This window comes from Candidatus Proelusimicrobium volucris (assembly GCF_959605025.1).
GTDB lineage: Bacteria > Elusimicrobiota > Elusimicrobia > Elusimicrobiales > Elusimicrobiaceae > Proelusimicrobium > Proelusimicrobium volucris.
Map to the genome: position 1 here is coordinate 26829 of NZ_CAUHCY010000006.1, position 12835 is coordinate 39663.

The 12835-nt window shown below is 46.2% G+C and carries 16 protein-coding genes; all 16 read right to left on the reverse strand.

What is annotated here, in order from left to right; translation table 11 throughout:
* Positions 1–56: 56 nt before the first annotated feature.
* The 16 genes from rplI to ACQY3M_RS06230 all read right to left on the reverse strand — a co-directional run bounded on the left by rplI (position 57) and on the right by ACQY3M_RS06230 (position 12833).
* The gene (gene rplI, locus ACQY3M_RS06155) at positions 57–521 is read right to left on the reverse strand and encodes a 50S ribosomal protein L9 (protein WP_428066798.1); all 465 of its coding nucleotides are present in this window, start codon (positions 519–521) and stop codon (positions 57–59) included.
* A 21-nt stretch (positions 522–542) separates the two neighbouring features.
* Positions 543–860, reverse strand: a complete 318-nt coding sequence (rpsR, locus tag ACQY3M_RS06160; RefSeq protein ID WP_428048239.1) for a 30S ribosomal protein S18 — start codon at positions 858–860, stop codon at positions 543–545.
* A 43-nt stretch (positions 861–903) separates the two neighbouring features.
* Complete coding sequence (locus ACQY3M_RS06165; RefSeq protein ID WP_428066800.1) at positions 904–1335, reverse strand: single-stranded DNA-binding protein; 432 nt, start codon at positions 1333–1335, stop codon at positions 904–906.
* 3 nt (positions 1336–1338) lie between these two features.
* On the reverse strand, positions 1339–1671 hold the full coding sequence (gene rpsF / locus ACQY3M_RS06170) for a 30S ribosomal protein S6 (RefSeq protein WP_428066802.1): 333 nt from the start codon (positions 1669–1671) through the stop codon (positions 1339–1341).
* A 228-nt stretch (positions 1672–1899) separates the two neighbouring features.
* Positions 1900–2163: a DUF167 domain-containing protein gene (locus ACQY3M_RS06175; protein WP_428066804.1), complete on the reverse strand. Its 264-nt coding sequence runs from the start codon at positions 2161–2163 to the stop codon at positions 1900–1902.
* Complete coding sequence (locus tag ACQY3M_RS06180) at positions 2136–3548, reverse strand: hypothetical protein (RefSeq protein ID WP_428066806.1); 1413 nt, start codon at positions 3546–3548, stop codon at positions 2136–2138. The genes ACQY3M_RS06175 and ACQY3M_RS06180 overlap by 28 nt, the downstream gene beginning before the upstream one ends.
* 221 nt (positions 3549–3769) lie before the next feature.
* Complete coding sequence (gene gpmI / locus ACQY3M_RS06185) at positions 3770–5317, reverse strand: 2,3-bisphosphoglycerate-independent phosphoglycerate mutase (RefSeq protein WP_428066807.1); 1548 nt, start codon at positions 5315–5317, stop codon at positions 3770–3772.
* A gap of 3 nt (positions 5318–5320) precedes the next feature.
* Complete coding sequence (locus ACQY3M_RS06190) at positions 5321–5926, reverse strand: 3'-5' exonuclease (RefSeq protein ID WP_428066808.1); 606 nt, start codon at positions 5924–5926, stop codon at positions 5321–5323.
* Positions 5920–6624, reverse strand: coding sequence for a hypothetical protein (locus tag ACQY3M_RS06195; RefSeq protein ID WP_428066810.1), 705 nt, complete (start codon positions 6622–6624; stop codon positions 5920–5922). The genes ACQY3M_RS06190 and ACQY3M_RS06195 overlap by 7 nt, the downstream gene beginning before the upstream one ends.
* Positions 6621–8684 (reverse strand): sensor histidine kinase, encoded by a 2064-nt coding sequence (locus ACQY3M_RS06200; protein ID WP_428066811.1) that lies wholly within the window; start codon positions 8682–8684, stop codon positions 6621–6623. Before ACQY3M_RS06200 ends, ACQY3M_RS06195 begins: the two co-directional genes overlap by 4 nt.
* Positions 8681–9130 (reverse strand): hypothetical protein, encoded by a 450-nt coding sequence (locus tag ACQY3M_RS06205; RefSeq protein WP_428066813.1) that lies wholly within the window; start codon positions 9128–9130, stop codon positions 8681–8683. Before ACQY3M_RS06205 ends, ACQY3M_RS06200 begins: the two co-directional genes overlap by 4 nt.
* A gap of 7 nt (positions 9131–9137) precedes the next feature.
* On the reverse strand, positions 9138–9836 hold the full coding sequence (gene queC, locus ACQY3M_RS06210; protein WP_428066814.1) for a 7-cyano-7-deazaguanine synthase QueC: 699 nt from the start codon (positions 9834–9836) through the stop codon (positions 9138–9140).
* Complete coding sequence (locus tag ACQY3M_RS06215) at positions 9823–10263, reverse strand: hypothetical protein (RefSeq protein ID WP_428066816.1); 441 nt, start codon at positions 10261–10263, stop codon at positions 9823–9825. The genes queC and ACQY3M_RS06215 overlap by 14 nt, the downstream gene beginning before the upstream one ends.
* Entirely contained in the window at positions 10260–11297 is a 1038-nt protein-coding gene (rlmN, locus tag ACQY3M_RS06220) for a 23S rRNA (adenine(2503)-C(2))-methyltransferase RlmN (RefSeq protein ID WP_428066818.1), read from the reverse strand. The genes ACQY3M_RS06215 and rlmN overlap by 4 nt, the downstream gene beginning before the upstream one ends.
* Positions 11294–11797 carry a hypothetical protein gene (locus ACQY3M_RS06225; protein WP_428066820.1) on the reverse strand — a complete coding sequence of 168 codons (504 nt, stop codon included), beginning with the start codon at positions 11795–11797 and terminating at the stop codon, positions 11294–11296. Before ACQY3M_RS06225 ends, rlmN begins: the two co-directional genes overlap by 4 nt.
* Positions 11772–12833, reverse strand: a complete 1062-nt coding sequence (locus ACQY3M_RS06230; RefSeq protein ID WP_428066821.1) for a D-alanine--D-alanine ligase family protein — start codon at positions 12831–12833, stop codon at positions 11772–11774. The genes ACQY3M_RS06225 and ACQY3M_RS06230 overlap by 26 nt, the downstream gene beginning before the upstream one ends.
* Between the last annotated feature and the right edge of the window lie 2 nt (positions 12834–12835).

Consider the following 12835-nt stretch of genomic DNA (forward strand, 5'->3'; position numbering starts at 1 on the left):
GAGATAAAAAAATCCCCCCGCCCGGAACCCGGACGGGGGGGATTTTAAAAAACTGCTTATTTGGCGTTCTTTTCGTCTTCCACCGCTTCTATCTTTACGGTAATGGTAGCATATACCGTAGGTTTGAAGTAGATGGATACTTCGGTATCGCCAATTTTCTTGATCGGGCTGAAAATATCGATATTGTTCTTCGATACTTTATGACCGAGTTCGGCCAAACTCTTCTGTACGTCCGCTTTAGTTACGGAACCGAATACCACGCCCTCTATATTTACCGTCCTGGTATAATTGAGCGTAATGCCGTTAAGTTTGGCGGCCTCTTCCTTGGCTTTGGCAAGTTCGGCTTCAATCTTTTTCTGTCTTCTTTCGGCGCCTAGCTCCCAATTCTTTATAGCGGCCGGGGTGGCCAATTCCACCAATTTCTTGGGCAGAAGGAAATTCCTGGCATATCCGGGTTTAACGTCTACGATTTCGCCCACCGTACCAAGATGTTTTACGTCTTCTCTTAAAATAACTTTCATTTCAAAACTCCTGTAAAAAATTTATTTTTTCGGTAAGCAATAAGCCAAGAAAGCCAAGTTTCTGTCCCTCTTGACGGCTTGAGTTACCTGGCGCTGATGCTTAGCGCAGGTGCCCGTTATCCTTCTGGATAAGATTTTACCGCTGTCCATAGTGAAGCTCTTTACCAACTGAATATTCTTGTAATCAATATGATCTATCTTCTCAGCACAGAATTTGCAAACTTTTCTTCTGGATTCAAAGCGTTTTCTGGGTACAAAAGTCCTTTGCGGGCGCGCTTCGGCCGCCGCGGGAGCTTTCGCTTCAGTATTTTCTGTTTTTACTATTTTTTCTTCTGACATATTTTATCTTTCCTCTAAATTTCCGCCTCTCAAGGCTTAAAGTTTAAAACGGCACATCATCTTCCGCCACTTCGGAAGCGTCCTGCGCTTGGGCCATATCCGAATCCTCGTGGTTAAAAGCGTCCGCACTCTGCAGTATCTGCACGCGCCGCCCCGTCACGCGGAGTATCTTCCTGTTTTGGCCGCTCTTATCGACAAACTCGCTCATAGTAAGACGCCCCTCCACCAATACGGGTACGCCCTTCTTGAGCCTGTCCTTAGCGCGCTCGGCCGCATCGCCGAAAACCGTTACCGGCACATAGGTTACCTCGTCTTTCCATTCGCCCGAAGCATTATCCATATACCTGCGGTTTACCGCAATGTCAAAGCCGCATATCGCTTGGCCGCGCTGAGTCATCCTGTTATCGGGATCGCGCGTCAAACGCCCGGTAAGAAATACCAGGTTCATTTCCGGTAAGCGGATCTGCCCTGCCATAAACTAAGCGGCCGCCGGCGTCTTTACCTGCTTCGCCGGTTTGATTTTGTGTTCTACAGCGCTCATTACCATCGTCCTTAACACGTTCTGGTTAAGACGCATGGAATCGGTCCACTTCTTTACAAAGTCGCCCTGCGCTTTGAACTTCAGGTAAAGATAAAAACCTTCGCGGTTCTTAGCTATATCGTGGGAGAATCTTCTCCGACCCAGCTTCTCCTCGGACACAACTTCCCCGCCCGAAGAGGAGATAAACGCCTTCGCCTTTTCTACGAAAGCTGCAACTTCACCATCGGTGAGCTGCGGTTTTAATATTGTTACTGTTTCGTAAGTTTTCATATTCCTGTTTTTTGATAAATAAAGACTCACGGGGTACTCTTTACCCCGCTTTCACCTAGATATTTTTTGGCTTTTCACCTTGCGCCACGGAATATCTTATCCACAAATATTATACTATCATTCAGCCCGTTTTGGCAAGTCTTTTCTTAAATGCTCGCCGGATACCCGCACAACAGACTGCTTGGCTTTACCTTTCGCGCCGCAAAACACCCGCCGGGAAAATACCGTTTATTTGATTTCAAATATTTTCGCGGGGCTCGTCGCCCCTTTTATCAAATGCAGTTTTTTTGCTTCTAGCCCCAAATGGGAGGCTAATATCGTCCTCACCGCGTCATTGGCAAGGCCGCGCTCCGCCGGCGCTTTTACCCATATTTCAAAAGCGTCTTGGCTCTTTTGTTTTAAATCGTTCTTCTTTTCCCCCGCGTGGACTTTTACCTTTATATACACATTATTTACCTTGGCAGCTATTGCTTTTTGCTTTGCGCGCACCATTGCGCCCAGGGGAGCTTCCCCCCTTTGCTCTTTAGGGCTTCGTAGCAGTCGGAATGGATCTTCACCTTACATTGTCCATAAGGATACCTGTAAAATACTTTATCGCCCTGAGTTACCTTTTGGCGGGGCGCGGAAAGTATTTTAACCCTGCGCATATTGTTAAAATCGGTGTTTAAAAGCGGTTGTTTGCAGACCGGGCAATATCCGTACTCTGCCTCTTTGCTCAGAAGGTCTTTTAACTTCTGTTTGTATTCCGCCTCTCTGGCGGCGGCCTCAGCGCGGCGTTTGGCTTCTTCCGCCTCTTGCTGAGCATTCTGCGCCGCAGCGGCTGACGCGTAACGCTCGCGCCGCTCCTGCTTTATCCTGCTTATATGATCCGGACGAGGCGAAGAATAACCGCTCCTCGCATAAGAAAGCTGGGCTTGATATTCCGCATCGCTTATTTTGCTGGCGAAACATTCTTCATACATTATATTCTTCCAACATAATGACGCCCAACCCTCAGTTCTGCGCTTTGAAGATACGTCCTTAGAATAAAAATCGACCAAATTTATAATGCCTTCCGCGTCGTCACACGACAAAGCCTGTATCTCCCCGTTCTTGTCGCGCCCGCCCATTACGGAATTTATGGCCGTAAGCGGCATTATATGCGACAATCCGTACTCTTTGCTTTGGTTTATATCGTCAAGCATATACTGATCGCCAAGGCCCAGCGTGTGGCCGATTTCGTGCCTTATGGTAGGCTCCAACAGTATGCTTCTCGCTTTAGATGATTGCTCCGAAGATGGCAAATCTTCATATTTATAATAGAAGATATCTATCCATCTGTCATCTATATAATCTGGATGGAAAAAGAGTTTCATAAAATTTCTATCACCCTGCCAGGCCGAACCTTTATGCCCTTGCAAATAACTGCGCAGCTCGTCATTCGTTTCCAATATTACCCTTAAATCCATTGCGGAATTATCATGCGGGAAAGCCTCGCACGTTTTAGCGTCGCGCCCGCCGTTTATGTATACCACGCGCGGATCATTGAGATAGGGCTTTAAATCTTCAAACTCTTCGGCACGGCCCGATTGCTCAATATATTTTCTGGCATTATCTACATATTTCCTTAAAGCTAAAGTAATTTCCGAAGAAACTTGCTTGTAATATCTGTCGCGCTTTTCGCCGGCAGGAATATAATTGCGCGTTATTTTGCGGTTTGAACGGTCAAAAGAAGTTTCTACAAAATCGATACAAACGCGTATGGGTTTATTATTTACGATATTATAAGTCAACAACGGAGCGTTTTCCCCTTCGGCGACTGCCGTAAGGAATACCCAGGCCGAACAAGGCAAGGAGAATACAACCATAAAAATAAAAAGTAAAAATTTCCTAATCATATTCACTCTCCAATACTCGTATATACATAATAATTTAATAAATAAAGCTCTTCTTTACAAGGAACTTAAGACCTATGTTGTGCGGACCTTATGTCCTATCCGCGGATATGTGCCGCCAATATACAAGCAGCCTAGTATTAAATCCGCACGTCTCCATATCGTTCCCCAAACGCAAAAACGCCCCGCAAAAAAGCGGAGCGTTTTGCCTGTAAAAACAGAAGCTATTTTATCAATGTTTCGGCCGTCATTTCCTTGGGTATCGCTACGCCAAGCACCTGAAGGACCGTAGGCGCTATATCGGCAAGCTTGCCGCCTTCTTTAAGCTCAATGCCTTTGCCCTCTTTGGAAACATAAATAAACTCCACGGGATTGGTGGTATGCGCCGTCTTGGGCATATTGATTTTGTCGTCCCACATTTCTTCCGCGTTGCCGTGGTCGGCCGTAATAAGCACCGTATAGCCCGCCTTTAACGCCGCTTCGGTAACTTCGCCGGAGCATTTGTCCACCACTTCCGTCGCTTTTACCGCCGCCTCATAACTCCCGGTATGCCCCACCATATCGCAGTTGGCGAAATTGATAACCACAAAATCATATTTGTTCTTGCCGATTTCCTCTACCGCTCTGTCGGCTACGCGCTGAGCGTCCATCTCGGGATGTTCGGCGAATGTGGCAGGGTCAAAAGAGCCTTTTATCTCTATTCTGTCTTCGCCGGCAAAAGGTTTTATCAGCTTGCCGTTGAAAAACGAGGTAACGTGCTTAAACTTCTGCGTTTCCGCTATTCTAAGCTGCGTCAAACCCGCCGCGCTGATAACCTCGCCAAGCAAATTGTTCATTCCGCCGCCTTCAGTCATCGGCGACAAGGCATTATACTTAAAACTGTCATAATATTTCGTGAGCCCGCAGTAAGTTATTTTGGGGCGGCGATTCCTTACGCCGCTGTAATCATCTTCCACAAAGGCGCGGGTAAGCTGTATCGCCCTATCCTGGCGGAAGTTGAAAAATATTATACCGTCGCCGTCATTCACGCCTTTATAATCGCCTATAACGGTAGGCGGGATATATTCGTCCACCATCTCGCCGCCGTCGGGTGTCTTATCGTTTTTATAGGAATTTTCTATCGCTTCCTGCGCGCTGGCGCAATGGCGGCCCTTGGCGTCCACTATCAAATCGTAAGCCTCGGAAGTAAGATCCCAAGTTTCGTTCCTGTCCATAGCATAGTAGCGCCCCATTATCGTGGCCACCTTGCCTACGCCGTACTCGCTCATTTTGCCTTCCAACATCTTCAAATATCCCAAAGCGCTGTGCGGCGGAGTATCGCGCCCGTCGGCAAAAAAGTGTACCCATACCGTCTTTATCCCCTTTTCCGCCGCGTGCTTGATTATCGCGTATAAATGGTCCTGATGGGCGTGGACGCCTTCGTCCTGTACAAGCCCCATAAGGTGCAGCGCGGATGAATTGTTTACGCAGTTATCGATTACCGCTTTGAAAGCCGGCGCTTTGTATATTGAGCCGTCTTCAAAAGCGTCTTTTAGCCTCTTTAACTCCTGCACGACTATCCTGCCAGCGCCCATATTCAAATGCCCAACTTCAGAAGAACCCATATAACCCGCCGGCAAACCGACAAGCTCGCCGGAGGCCTCTATCAAAGTGTGCGGATATTCTTTTAAATATCTGTCTATATTAGGGGTTTGGGCGCCTTTTACCGCATTATGCTCCTTGCTCGCCCTTACGCCCCAGCCGTCTCTTATCAATAAAACAACTTTGCTCATAATTTATATCTCCTGTTTATTAAATCCTATCACTTTCCTGCTCTGCAGGGCAACAAGATCTCCCAAAGTGCTTGCGCCCATTTCCTTAAATTTGGCCACAAAATAATAAAATATTTTCTCCGTCATTATCGTATCGGCCATAGCCCTGTGCCAGCCCTCGCTGGAAAACCCAAGTTCCTGCGCTATTATGCCCAAACGATTTCTGGAAAAACTACCGTGCGCCCTGGCGAATTTAAGTGTATCCAATATAGTCACCTGCGGCATACTAAGGCCCAAAAGTTCAAATTCCTTCCTCAGAAAAGAAACGTCAAAATCCGCATTGTGGCATATAAGAACATTACCCTGCAGGAAATCTATCATATTAAACGCTATATCGCCGAATTTAGGCGAGTCTTTTACCATCTCGTTGGTAATGCCGTGTATCGCCGTAACTTCCGGCGATATGTATATCTGCGGGTTTAACAATGTGCAATATGCGCCGGCGCGCTCCCCGCCTTGGCTGCCGAGCATAGCCACTTCGCAAATACGTCCGCCGTTTGCAGGGTCAAGACCCGTAGTTTCCGTATCCAAACATATAAATTTTACTTCTTCTATTTTCCTATCTAACATATCCCGTGAAATATCCCCTTGCATATCAATCCGAAAACCAGCGTCAGCGCGCAGCCTATATAAAAGTAAAATTTATCGTCCCTAAAAATACCGTGCTTTATCAAAAACGCCATCGCCGCCGCCGCCACAGCTACACCGAACCAGCCGGGTATTATTATCAGCAAAAACAGCACAACCCTTAAAAGCATATTATGGAAACGCTGGTCAAAAAGGCTTTTTGCGTCTATCGGCTTATCTATAGTCAAAGACAAGTTTATCAGCAACTCAGAGATAACATAACCCGCAATCAAACTCCCGTTAACCACAAACAGCAAATCCGGCCCGTATATATAGTGCAGGAAATCGCCGTCGAAAGGAATTACCGGCATTATTATAAACAATACACTAAGAAGTATGAACTGCCGCCCCGCAAACAGAAACAAAGCCTTTCGACCTCGTTCGTTTTTGCGCTCAAAAAAAGCATAAACGAAATACGCCAAGCCCGCCAACCCCAATGAGAACAACCCGCCAAGCTCTATGCCCGAAAAATCTATCCACGGCAATGCCAGATATTTATAGCAGCACAAACTTAAAACCGCGAAATATACAAATCCGCGCCAAAGGCAATATTTAACGCTCCTGCCGCAAAAACCGTCCTTACCCTTAAAAACGAAATCCGCAAGCAAATGCCCTAACAAAAGATACCAAAAAACCGTCATTTAACCTCCAAGGCGGGCAAAGTAAATATTATTTCGCTGCCTTTACCTTCTTCGGAATAAGCCTCTATTTCACCGCCGTGCGCCAAAACGGTCTGGCGGACTATGCTCAAGCCCAGTCCGTAGCCCTTTTCGCTCCTGTCCGCGCGATGGTACTTTTCAAATATTTTTGGCAGTTCTTCTTTACTTATCCCACAGCCGCTGTCTTTTACCTTAAATTGATGATATGCAGTGCTGCCCTCTCCAGATATATAAGCGTAGCTTATGTCAATTCCGCCGCGTTCGGTAAATTTAAGAGAGTTGGAAATTAAATTGGAAAACACCCTCTCCAACAAGCCCTTGTCGCCATTTATCATTAAATCCGACGGCACCGCGGATTTTATGTATATCCCTTTTGAATCCGCCATAGACTTCAGCGAGGTTATCACCGAGTTTAAAGACTCCGCTATATTAAAATCCTCTTTATTCAGCGTCAAAAGCCCGCGCTCAAAGCGAGATATATCCAAAATGTTTTCAACCAAAGAGCTCAGCATGCTAGAAGAGCTATCCATCGCGTCCAGCATTTTACGCTTTTTATCCTCGTCCAAATTACCTTCCTTCAATATCATTATATAAGCCTGCAAGCCCATTATCGGCGCGCGCAAATCGTGCGCTACGGCATTGAAAATATCGTTCTTCATCGAGCGGATTTCATGCTCGGCCGTTATATCGCGGAAGATTATTATAGAAACAGCTTCCTCATTGGCCGGGCGAAAGAGTTCGTTTACAATTTCGAAATAAGTCTTTTTACCCTCACTCTCGTAGGCAAATACCGTTCCGCTCTTTATACCCGTCAGTTCTTTTAATCCGGGGCGCGCCATGGTGCCGTAAAGAGTGCACTCCAAATCGCCGCACAAAGCGTCGCTTTCCAATATTTTGTTTGCCGTAGCGTTGGCAAACAAGAGCCGCCCCTGCAAAGTACACATTATCAGGCCGTCGCGCATAAGACCGGCAAGCATATCTATCTTTTTCTTCTCGTCTAGAAGTTTATCCAGCTGAACAGCTTGATAAACACTTAGGCGCGAAGCCATCTCGTTAAAGGTATTTATAAGAATTTCAAATTCGCCCCAACTCTCGGAGGTATCCAAAGAAACGTCGAACTTGCCCGAAGATATTTCCTGGGCACCTTCCGTAAGCCTCTCGATCGGCTCGCTTATCTCTTTGGAAAAGTTATATGCCGCAAAGTAGGAAAGTGTCGTCGTCGCCAATATAAAAAACGCTATTATCCAGCTTGTAAGCGTGATTGTGTAAAAAGCCTCTTTGCCGTATTGCAAGGCCAAGACGTAGACACCAGGTAATATCGTCTGCGCGTAAGCGCCTACAAACTTATCGCCCTGCTCGGATCTTACGGATTTTATAAGGCCGTTATCTTTATTTAGAACTTCTGATAAAGCGCCGCCGCTTATCTTGGGAGCGGGCAAAATATTAAAATTCAAAAAGCCTTCTTCGGAAGCCAAATAAAGCCCGCCCGTCACTCCCAAACGCTGCATTCCAACCGAGTACCAAACGCCGCTCAAATCCAAAACGGCGAAAATATAGTTGCCGTTTGACAAAGGATAAATAATCTCAATTAAAGGTCTGTCCAAAGTATAATCCACATAACTTATGGATATATCCTTGTCGTTAATGGAGCCGAAAGAAGGATCTTGAGATATGTCTATGCTGCCCAAAATGCGGGAAGCGTCATTGGCCTCGCTTCTGAAAAGTTCTTTGCCGTCTTTGCCCAAAAGCGCGGCAAAGATTATTTCCGGATTGGACTTTACGCTGTCATTTAATATATTCTCAAATGCCGCGCTTTGCCCTTCGTAGGAAGATGCCGCCTGCCCCAAAAAATCCAAGCGCGCGGCACTCTCGCCTATATTGCGCTTAATGTAGGAAGCCGATATATCGGCCAAATTAAAATAATTTTCAAGTATTGCCGTCTTGCTGTGGTCTTGATAATAAAACAAGAATACGCCCGTCACAAACAACGGCGTTATTATTACCGATATAAACAGCTTGAACAATCTTGAAAACAGTGTCATTTGCGTTTTGCTTTAGTCTTTATTTTGTCTATTACTTTCTTGCTTTTCGATTCGTTCTTTATCTTTTCCACGGATTCTTCGCTTATTAAATATTCCACCCGCTTTTTGACGGTATCGGCTTTATTCTTCTCGCGCTCGGCCAGTTTTTGCTTTAATATCTTTATCTGCTCCTCCTGCCTTTTTATGCGCTGTTTTTGTTTGTCGATGCGTTCCTGCTCGCGGGCAAGTTCCTTTTTTTCTATCTCTTTCTTTACGGCCTGCTTTTGCGCGGGCTGGGCGGAATCGTATTTAAGTATAAGGCTTTTGGTGCTTTCCTCTTCCTGCAGCACATCGCTTTCAGTCTGCTTCAAAGAATATTTCGCAGCCGCCTCGCTAAGTGCGGCCTTGCCTTGCGCGAAGGCAAAAGTTCCGCTTAAAGTTAAAGCCAGAATAAGAAAATATCTCATAACGCCTCTACTCGTCTTTTATGCCCGCCTCTTTAAAGCCCTCGGCCCTGAGTTTGCAGGCATCACACTTGCCGCAAGGCTTCTTGCCGCCTTTATAGCAACTCCACGTCATAGCAAACGGGACCTTTAATTTCTTGCCCAGCTTGGCTATTTGCGCCTTGCTCAGCTTCAAAAGCGGAGTAACTATTTTTATTTTGCCGTCTTGTACGCCTTTTCTAGTGCCCTCTTTTACAGCTTTGGCCAAAGGCTCGTAAAACTCCGGCCGGCAATCTGGATAGCCGGAATAATCTATGGCATTTGGGCCGGCTATTATCGCCTCGGCGTCTATCGAATCGGCCAAGCTGGCCGCTATCGCCACAAAAACCAGATTGCGCGCGGGAACATAAGTCGACGGTATTCTGTTTTTGTCTTTTATCACGTCCAAAGATTCGTCGGGAAGCTCTTCTTTGCCGACAAGCGACGTCGCCTGCGCCAGCCACGGGAAATCCAATTTAATTTCCGTAAGTTCCACACCCAACTTTTTGCATATCGCCCGCGCGCTTAAAGCCTCGCGGCTGTGCTTTTGCCCGTATTTCACGTTAAGAGCGTAACATTTGTAACCTTTATCCAAAGCCCAATACAGACATGTCGTGCTGTCCAGCCCGCCGGAAAACAATACTACCGCTTTCTTTTCTTTCTTGCTTGCGCTCTTCTTAATTGTTGGCATTTCTCAGTTTCTCCAATTCCGCGTATTCTTGTATTTTCGCTTTGTCGGCTTCCGTCACCGCACTGGCGTATTTGACGAAATACGCCGCCAAAGTTATCGGATGGCCGTCCTGCGCCGCGGCGTCATCGTAAAATTGATTTAATATTATCGCGTTGGCGCCTTTGGCCGCCGCCGCTTTCTTTATCTTTACTATCTCGCTTTTTATTATCTCGTCATTATCGGGCAGCGCCTTAATGCGGTACATACCTATCGGCGCCCAAGGCTCCTTTATATCCTTTAAATACGTAAATACCGGCATCTTTGACGCATCTGTTATCTGCACGGAAAGCCCGTCGGGCCCCATGGGTATATAATCGGTATTCGTCACGACGCTCGCACAGCCCGTTATTACACATGCCGCAAAAAGCGTCAAAATCATTTTTTTCATTTTCGTTTTCCCTCCTTGGCCGCCAGCTGTCCGCACGCGGCGGATATATCCGAGCCCAAACTCTTTCTTATGCTGACGTTTATGTTCATAGCTTTAAGAGCCGCGGCAAATTTCTTGACGCTGCTTTCCTGCGTCGCCACCGCTTTGCCCACCGCCTCGTTACACGCTATTAAATTGACATGCAGCAGATAATTGTCTTTAATCGAATTTATCCACTTGCCCAGCTTGCGCACATGCGCGGGCGAATTGTTCTCGCCCTCTATCACGGTGTATTCTATAAATACTTCCCGCCCGGTGCGCGCTATATACTCCTCCAGTTTCTCCTTAAGAGTATCCAAATCGTATTTGCGGTTTATCGGCATTAGACGAGTACGCTCCTCGTTGTCGGCATTATGCAAAGATAAAGCCAAATTAACCTGCGGCAAATCCTGCGCCAAATTATAAAATTTGTCAGCTATGCCGGAAGTCGATACCGATATGTGCCGCTGCCCTATGTTAAGATAGTCCATACACGATAAATTCTCTATCGCTTTAACCACATTGACATAATTGAGCAAAGGCTCGCCCATGCCCATAAAAACTATATTGGAAACGCGCTCGCCCAAATTATTCTTCCTTAAAAATTGATACCAAAATAATACCTGGTCGCTTATTTCCTCGTCTGTAAGATGGCGTTTAAAACCCAGCTTGCCCGTCGCGCAAAACGCACAGCCCAGCGGGCAGCCCGCCTGGGAAGATACGCATACGCTCCAAGTCTTGCCCGGCTTCATCAATACGCTTTCTATCTTATTGCCGTCGTTAAGTTTGAATAAAGCTTTATATACGATATCCCGTTTGGAATGTTCAACTTTGACGACGTCAAAACTAAGCAGTTTAACTTCCTTCTTTAATGCTTGGCGCAAATCCGCGGGGAGGTTCGTCGCCTCGTCCCAGTCCGATATCCCCTTCTCGTAAACCGCCTGCCTTATCTGAGCTATGCGATACAAAGGCACACCCTTAGTCTTTACAAATTCTTTAACTTTCTCAAATATCATAAAACAGTTTCTTCCTTTGGCTGGTATTCCTTTTTTACGGTTTTCTTCTTGGCAAAGGCCGGAACAGTCAAAGCGTATATAAGATAGGTTTTTAACAATTCCAAGCTGAACATCGCCGAGATTATTACCATATTGATAAAGTATATCCAGCCGTAATCCAGCTTTATTATTCCCTCGCCGAACAACATTCTAAAAACATTGGCGAAAGGCAAAGCCGTAAAATCTTCATAAACGTAAAAACAAAAAAACGCCTGCAATGCCGATACTATCCAAGCGTTCCTTTCCCTTAAGAGTATCAACACTATTTGCGCGAAATATATCACGCTCATAGCCAAAAACACTCTGGTCGCTATGGTGGAGTAGTCAAAACCTTGAAAGGACAACGCCAGCATATTCCTCAAAAGCCCGGCAATGCAAAAAAACAATATCAAATACAATATGGGATCTATCGCCCCGAAATAAGCGGCCGCTCTTTTACCTCTCGATGCTGTAAGCGTCATTTTCGTTCTTCCTGTCAAAGGCAGTCTTTATGAGAATATCCAACACGTCGTCATATTTCTTCCCGCTAGCTTCCCATAACTGCGGGAACAGGCTGGTAGCAGACATGCCCGGCAAAGTGTTTATCTCCGAAAAATAAAACTGCCCGTCAAGGCCCAAAAGGAAATCTATTCTGGCAAAGCCCTTACCCCGCAACACCTTAAATATCGTAGCGGACGCTTTGCGCATCTCGTCTTGCATAGCTTCGGGTATATCGGCGGGAACATTCATATCGCAGCCGTGCGGATCTTCGTATTTGGCTTTATAATCGAAAAACGCGCTGCTGACAGTTTTCAGCTCTCCACAAAGAGATGTATGTATTTCCTTTCCGTCGCCTATCACCGAGCAAAACACTTCCCGCGCTTTGTCTATGCCCTTCTCCACTAAAATATTGCCTTCATATTTAAAAGCCTTCTCTATCGCCGAGGGCAAAGCTTTCCCGTCGTCTACGCGCGTTACCCCTACGGAAGAGCCTAAACTCATCGGCTTGACAAATACCGGGTAACCCAAAGCCTTTACTGCCGCCTCAAGATGAGCCATATCGTATTTGCCCGTCTTTTCCAATTTGATGTAAGGTGCTATCTTAATGCCGTAAAACGAGGCCAATAACTTGCACAGCTCCTTATCCATACCCAAAGCGCCGGTAAGCACGCCGCACCCTACATAAGGAGCGCCCAATATTTCAAACAGCCCCTGTATAGTGCCGTCTTCGCCCATAGCGCCGTGTAAAACAGGGAAAAATACATCTATCTTATAGGTTTTGCCGTCAGCGCCGTATAGATTATAATCTTCATTTACGACGGGCGATACGGGCTTGTCACCCCCCTGAAGATAGCCGCATTTCTCTTGAGCATACCACTTGCCCTCGCGCGAGATGTATATTTTTACCAGCTTATATTTCTTTTCCAACAACTCGCACACATATCCCGCGGAATGCACGGAGACTTCATGCTCCGTGCTCTTTCCGCCGTATATTACTCCAATAGTTATGTCTTTCATCT

Bases quoted from the DNA above. Each gene is read 5' to 3' on its own strand.
- rplI (WP_428066798.1), bottom strand. From the start codon at position 521: ATGAAAGTTATTTTAAGAGAAGACGTAAAACATCTTGGTACGGTGGGC.
- rpsR (WP_428048239.1), bottom strand. From the start codon at position 860: ATGTCAGAAGAAAAAATAGTAAAAACAGAAAATACTGAAGCGAAAGCT.
- ACQY3M_RS06165 (WP_428066800.1), bottom strand. From the start codon at position 1,335: ATGGCAGGGCAGATCCGCTTACCGGAAATGAACCTGGTATTTCTTACC.
- rpsF (WP_428066802.1), bottom strand. From the start codon at position 1,671: ATGAAAACTTACGAAACAGTAACAATATTAAAACCGCAGCTCACCGAT.
- ACQY3M_RS06175 (WP_428066804.1), bottom strand. From the start codon at position 2,163: ATGGTGCGCGCAAAGCAAAAAGCAATAGCTGCCAAGGTAAATAATGTG.
- ACQY3M_RS06180 (WP_428066806.1), bottom strand. From the start codon at position 3,548: ATGATTAGGAAATTTTTACTTTTTATTTTTATGGTTGTATTCTCCTTG.
- gpmI (WP_428066807.1), bottom strand. From the start codon at position 5,317: ATGAGCAAAGTTGTTTTATTGATAAGAGACGGCTGGGGCGTAAGGGCG.
- ACQY3M_RS06190 (WP_428066808.1), bottom strand. From the start codon at position 5,926: ATGTTAGATAGGAAAATAGAAGAAGTAAAATTTATATGTTTGGATACG.
- ACQY3M_RS06195 (WP_428066810.1), bottom strand. From the start codon at position 6,624: ATGACGGTTTTTTGGTATCTTTTGTTAGGGCATTTGCTTGCGGATTTC.
- ACQY3M_RS06200 (WP_428066811.1), bottom strand. From the start codon at position 8,684: ATGACACTGTTTTCAAGATTGTTCAAGCTGTTTATATCGGTAATAATA.
- ACQY3M_RS06205 (WP_428066813.1), bottom strand. From the start codon at position 9,130: ATGAGATATTTTCTTATTCTGGCTTTAACTTTAAGCGGAACTTTTGCC.
- queC (WP_428066814.1), bottom strand. From the start codon at position 9,836: ATGCCAACAATTAAGAAGAGCGCAAGCAAGAAAGAAAAGAAAGCGGTA.
- ACQY3M_RS06215 (WP_428066816.1), bottom strand. From the start codon at position 10,263: ATGAAAAAAATGATTTTGACGCTTTTTGCGGCATGTGTAATAACGGGC.
- rlmN (WP_428066818.1), bottom strand. From the start codon at position 11,297: ATGATATTTGAGAAAGTTAAAGAATTTGTAAAGACTAAGGGTGTGCCT.
- ACQY3M_RS06225 (WP_428066820.1), bottom strand. From the start codon at position 11,797: ATGACGCTTACAGCATCGAGAGGTAAAAGAGCGGCCGCTTATTTCGGG.
- ACQY3M_RS06230 (WP_428066821.1), bottom strand. From the start codon at position 12,833: ATGAAAGACATAACTATTGGAGTAATATACGGCGGAAAGAGCACGGAG.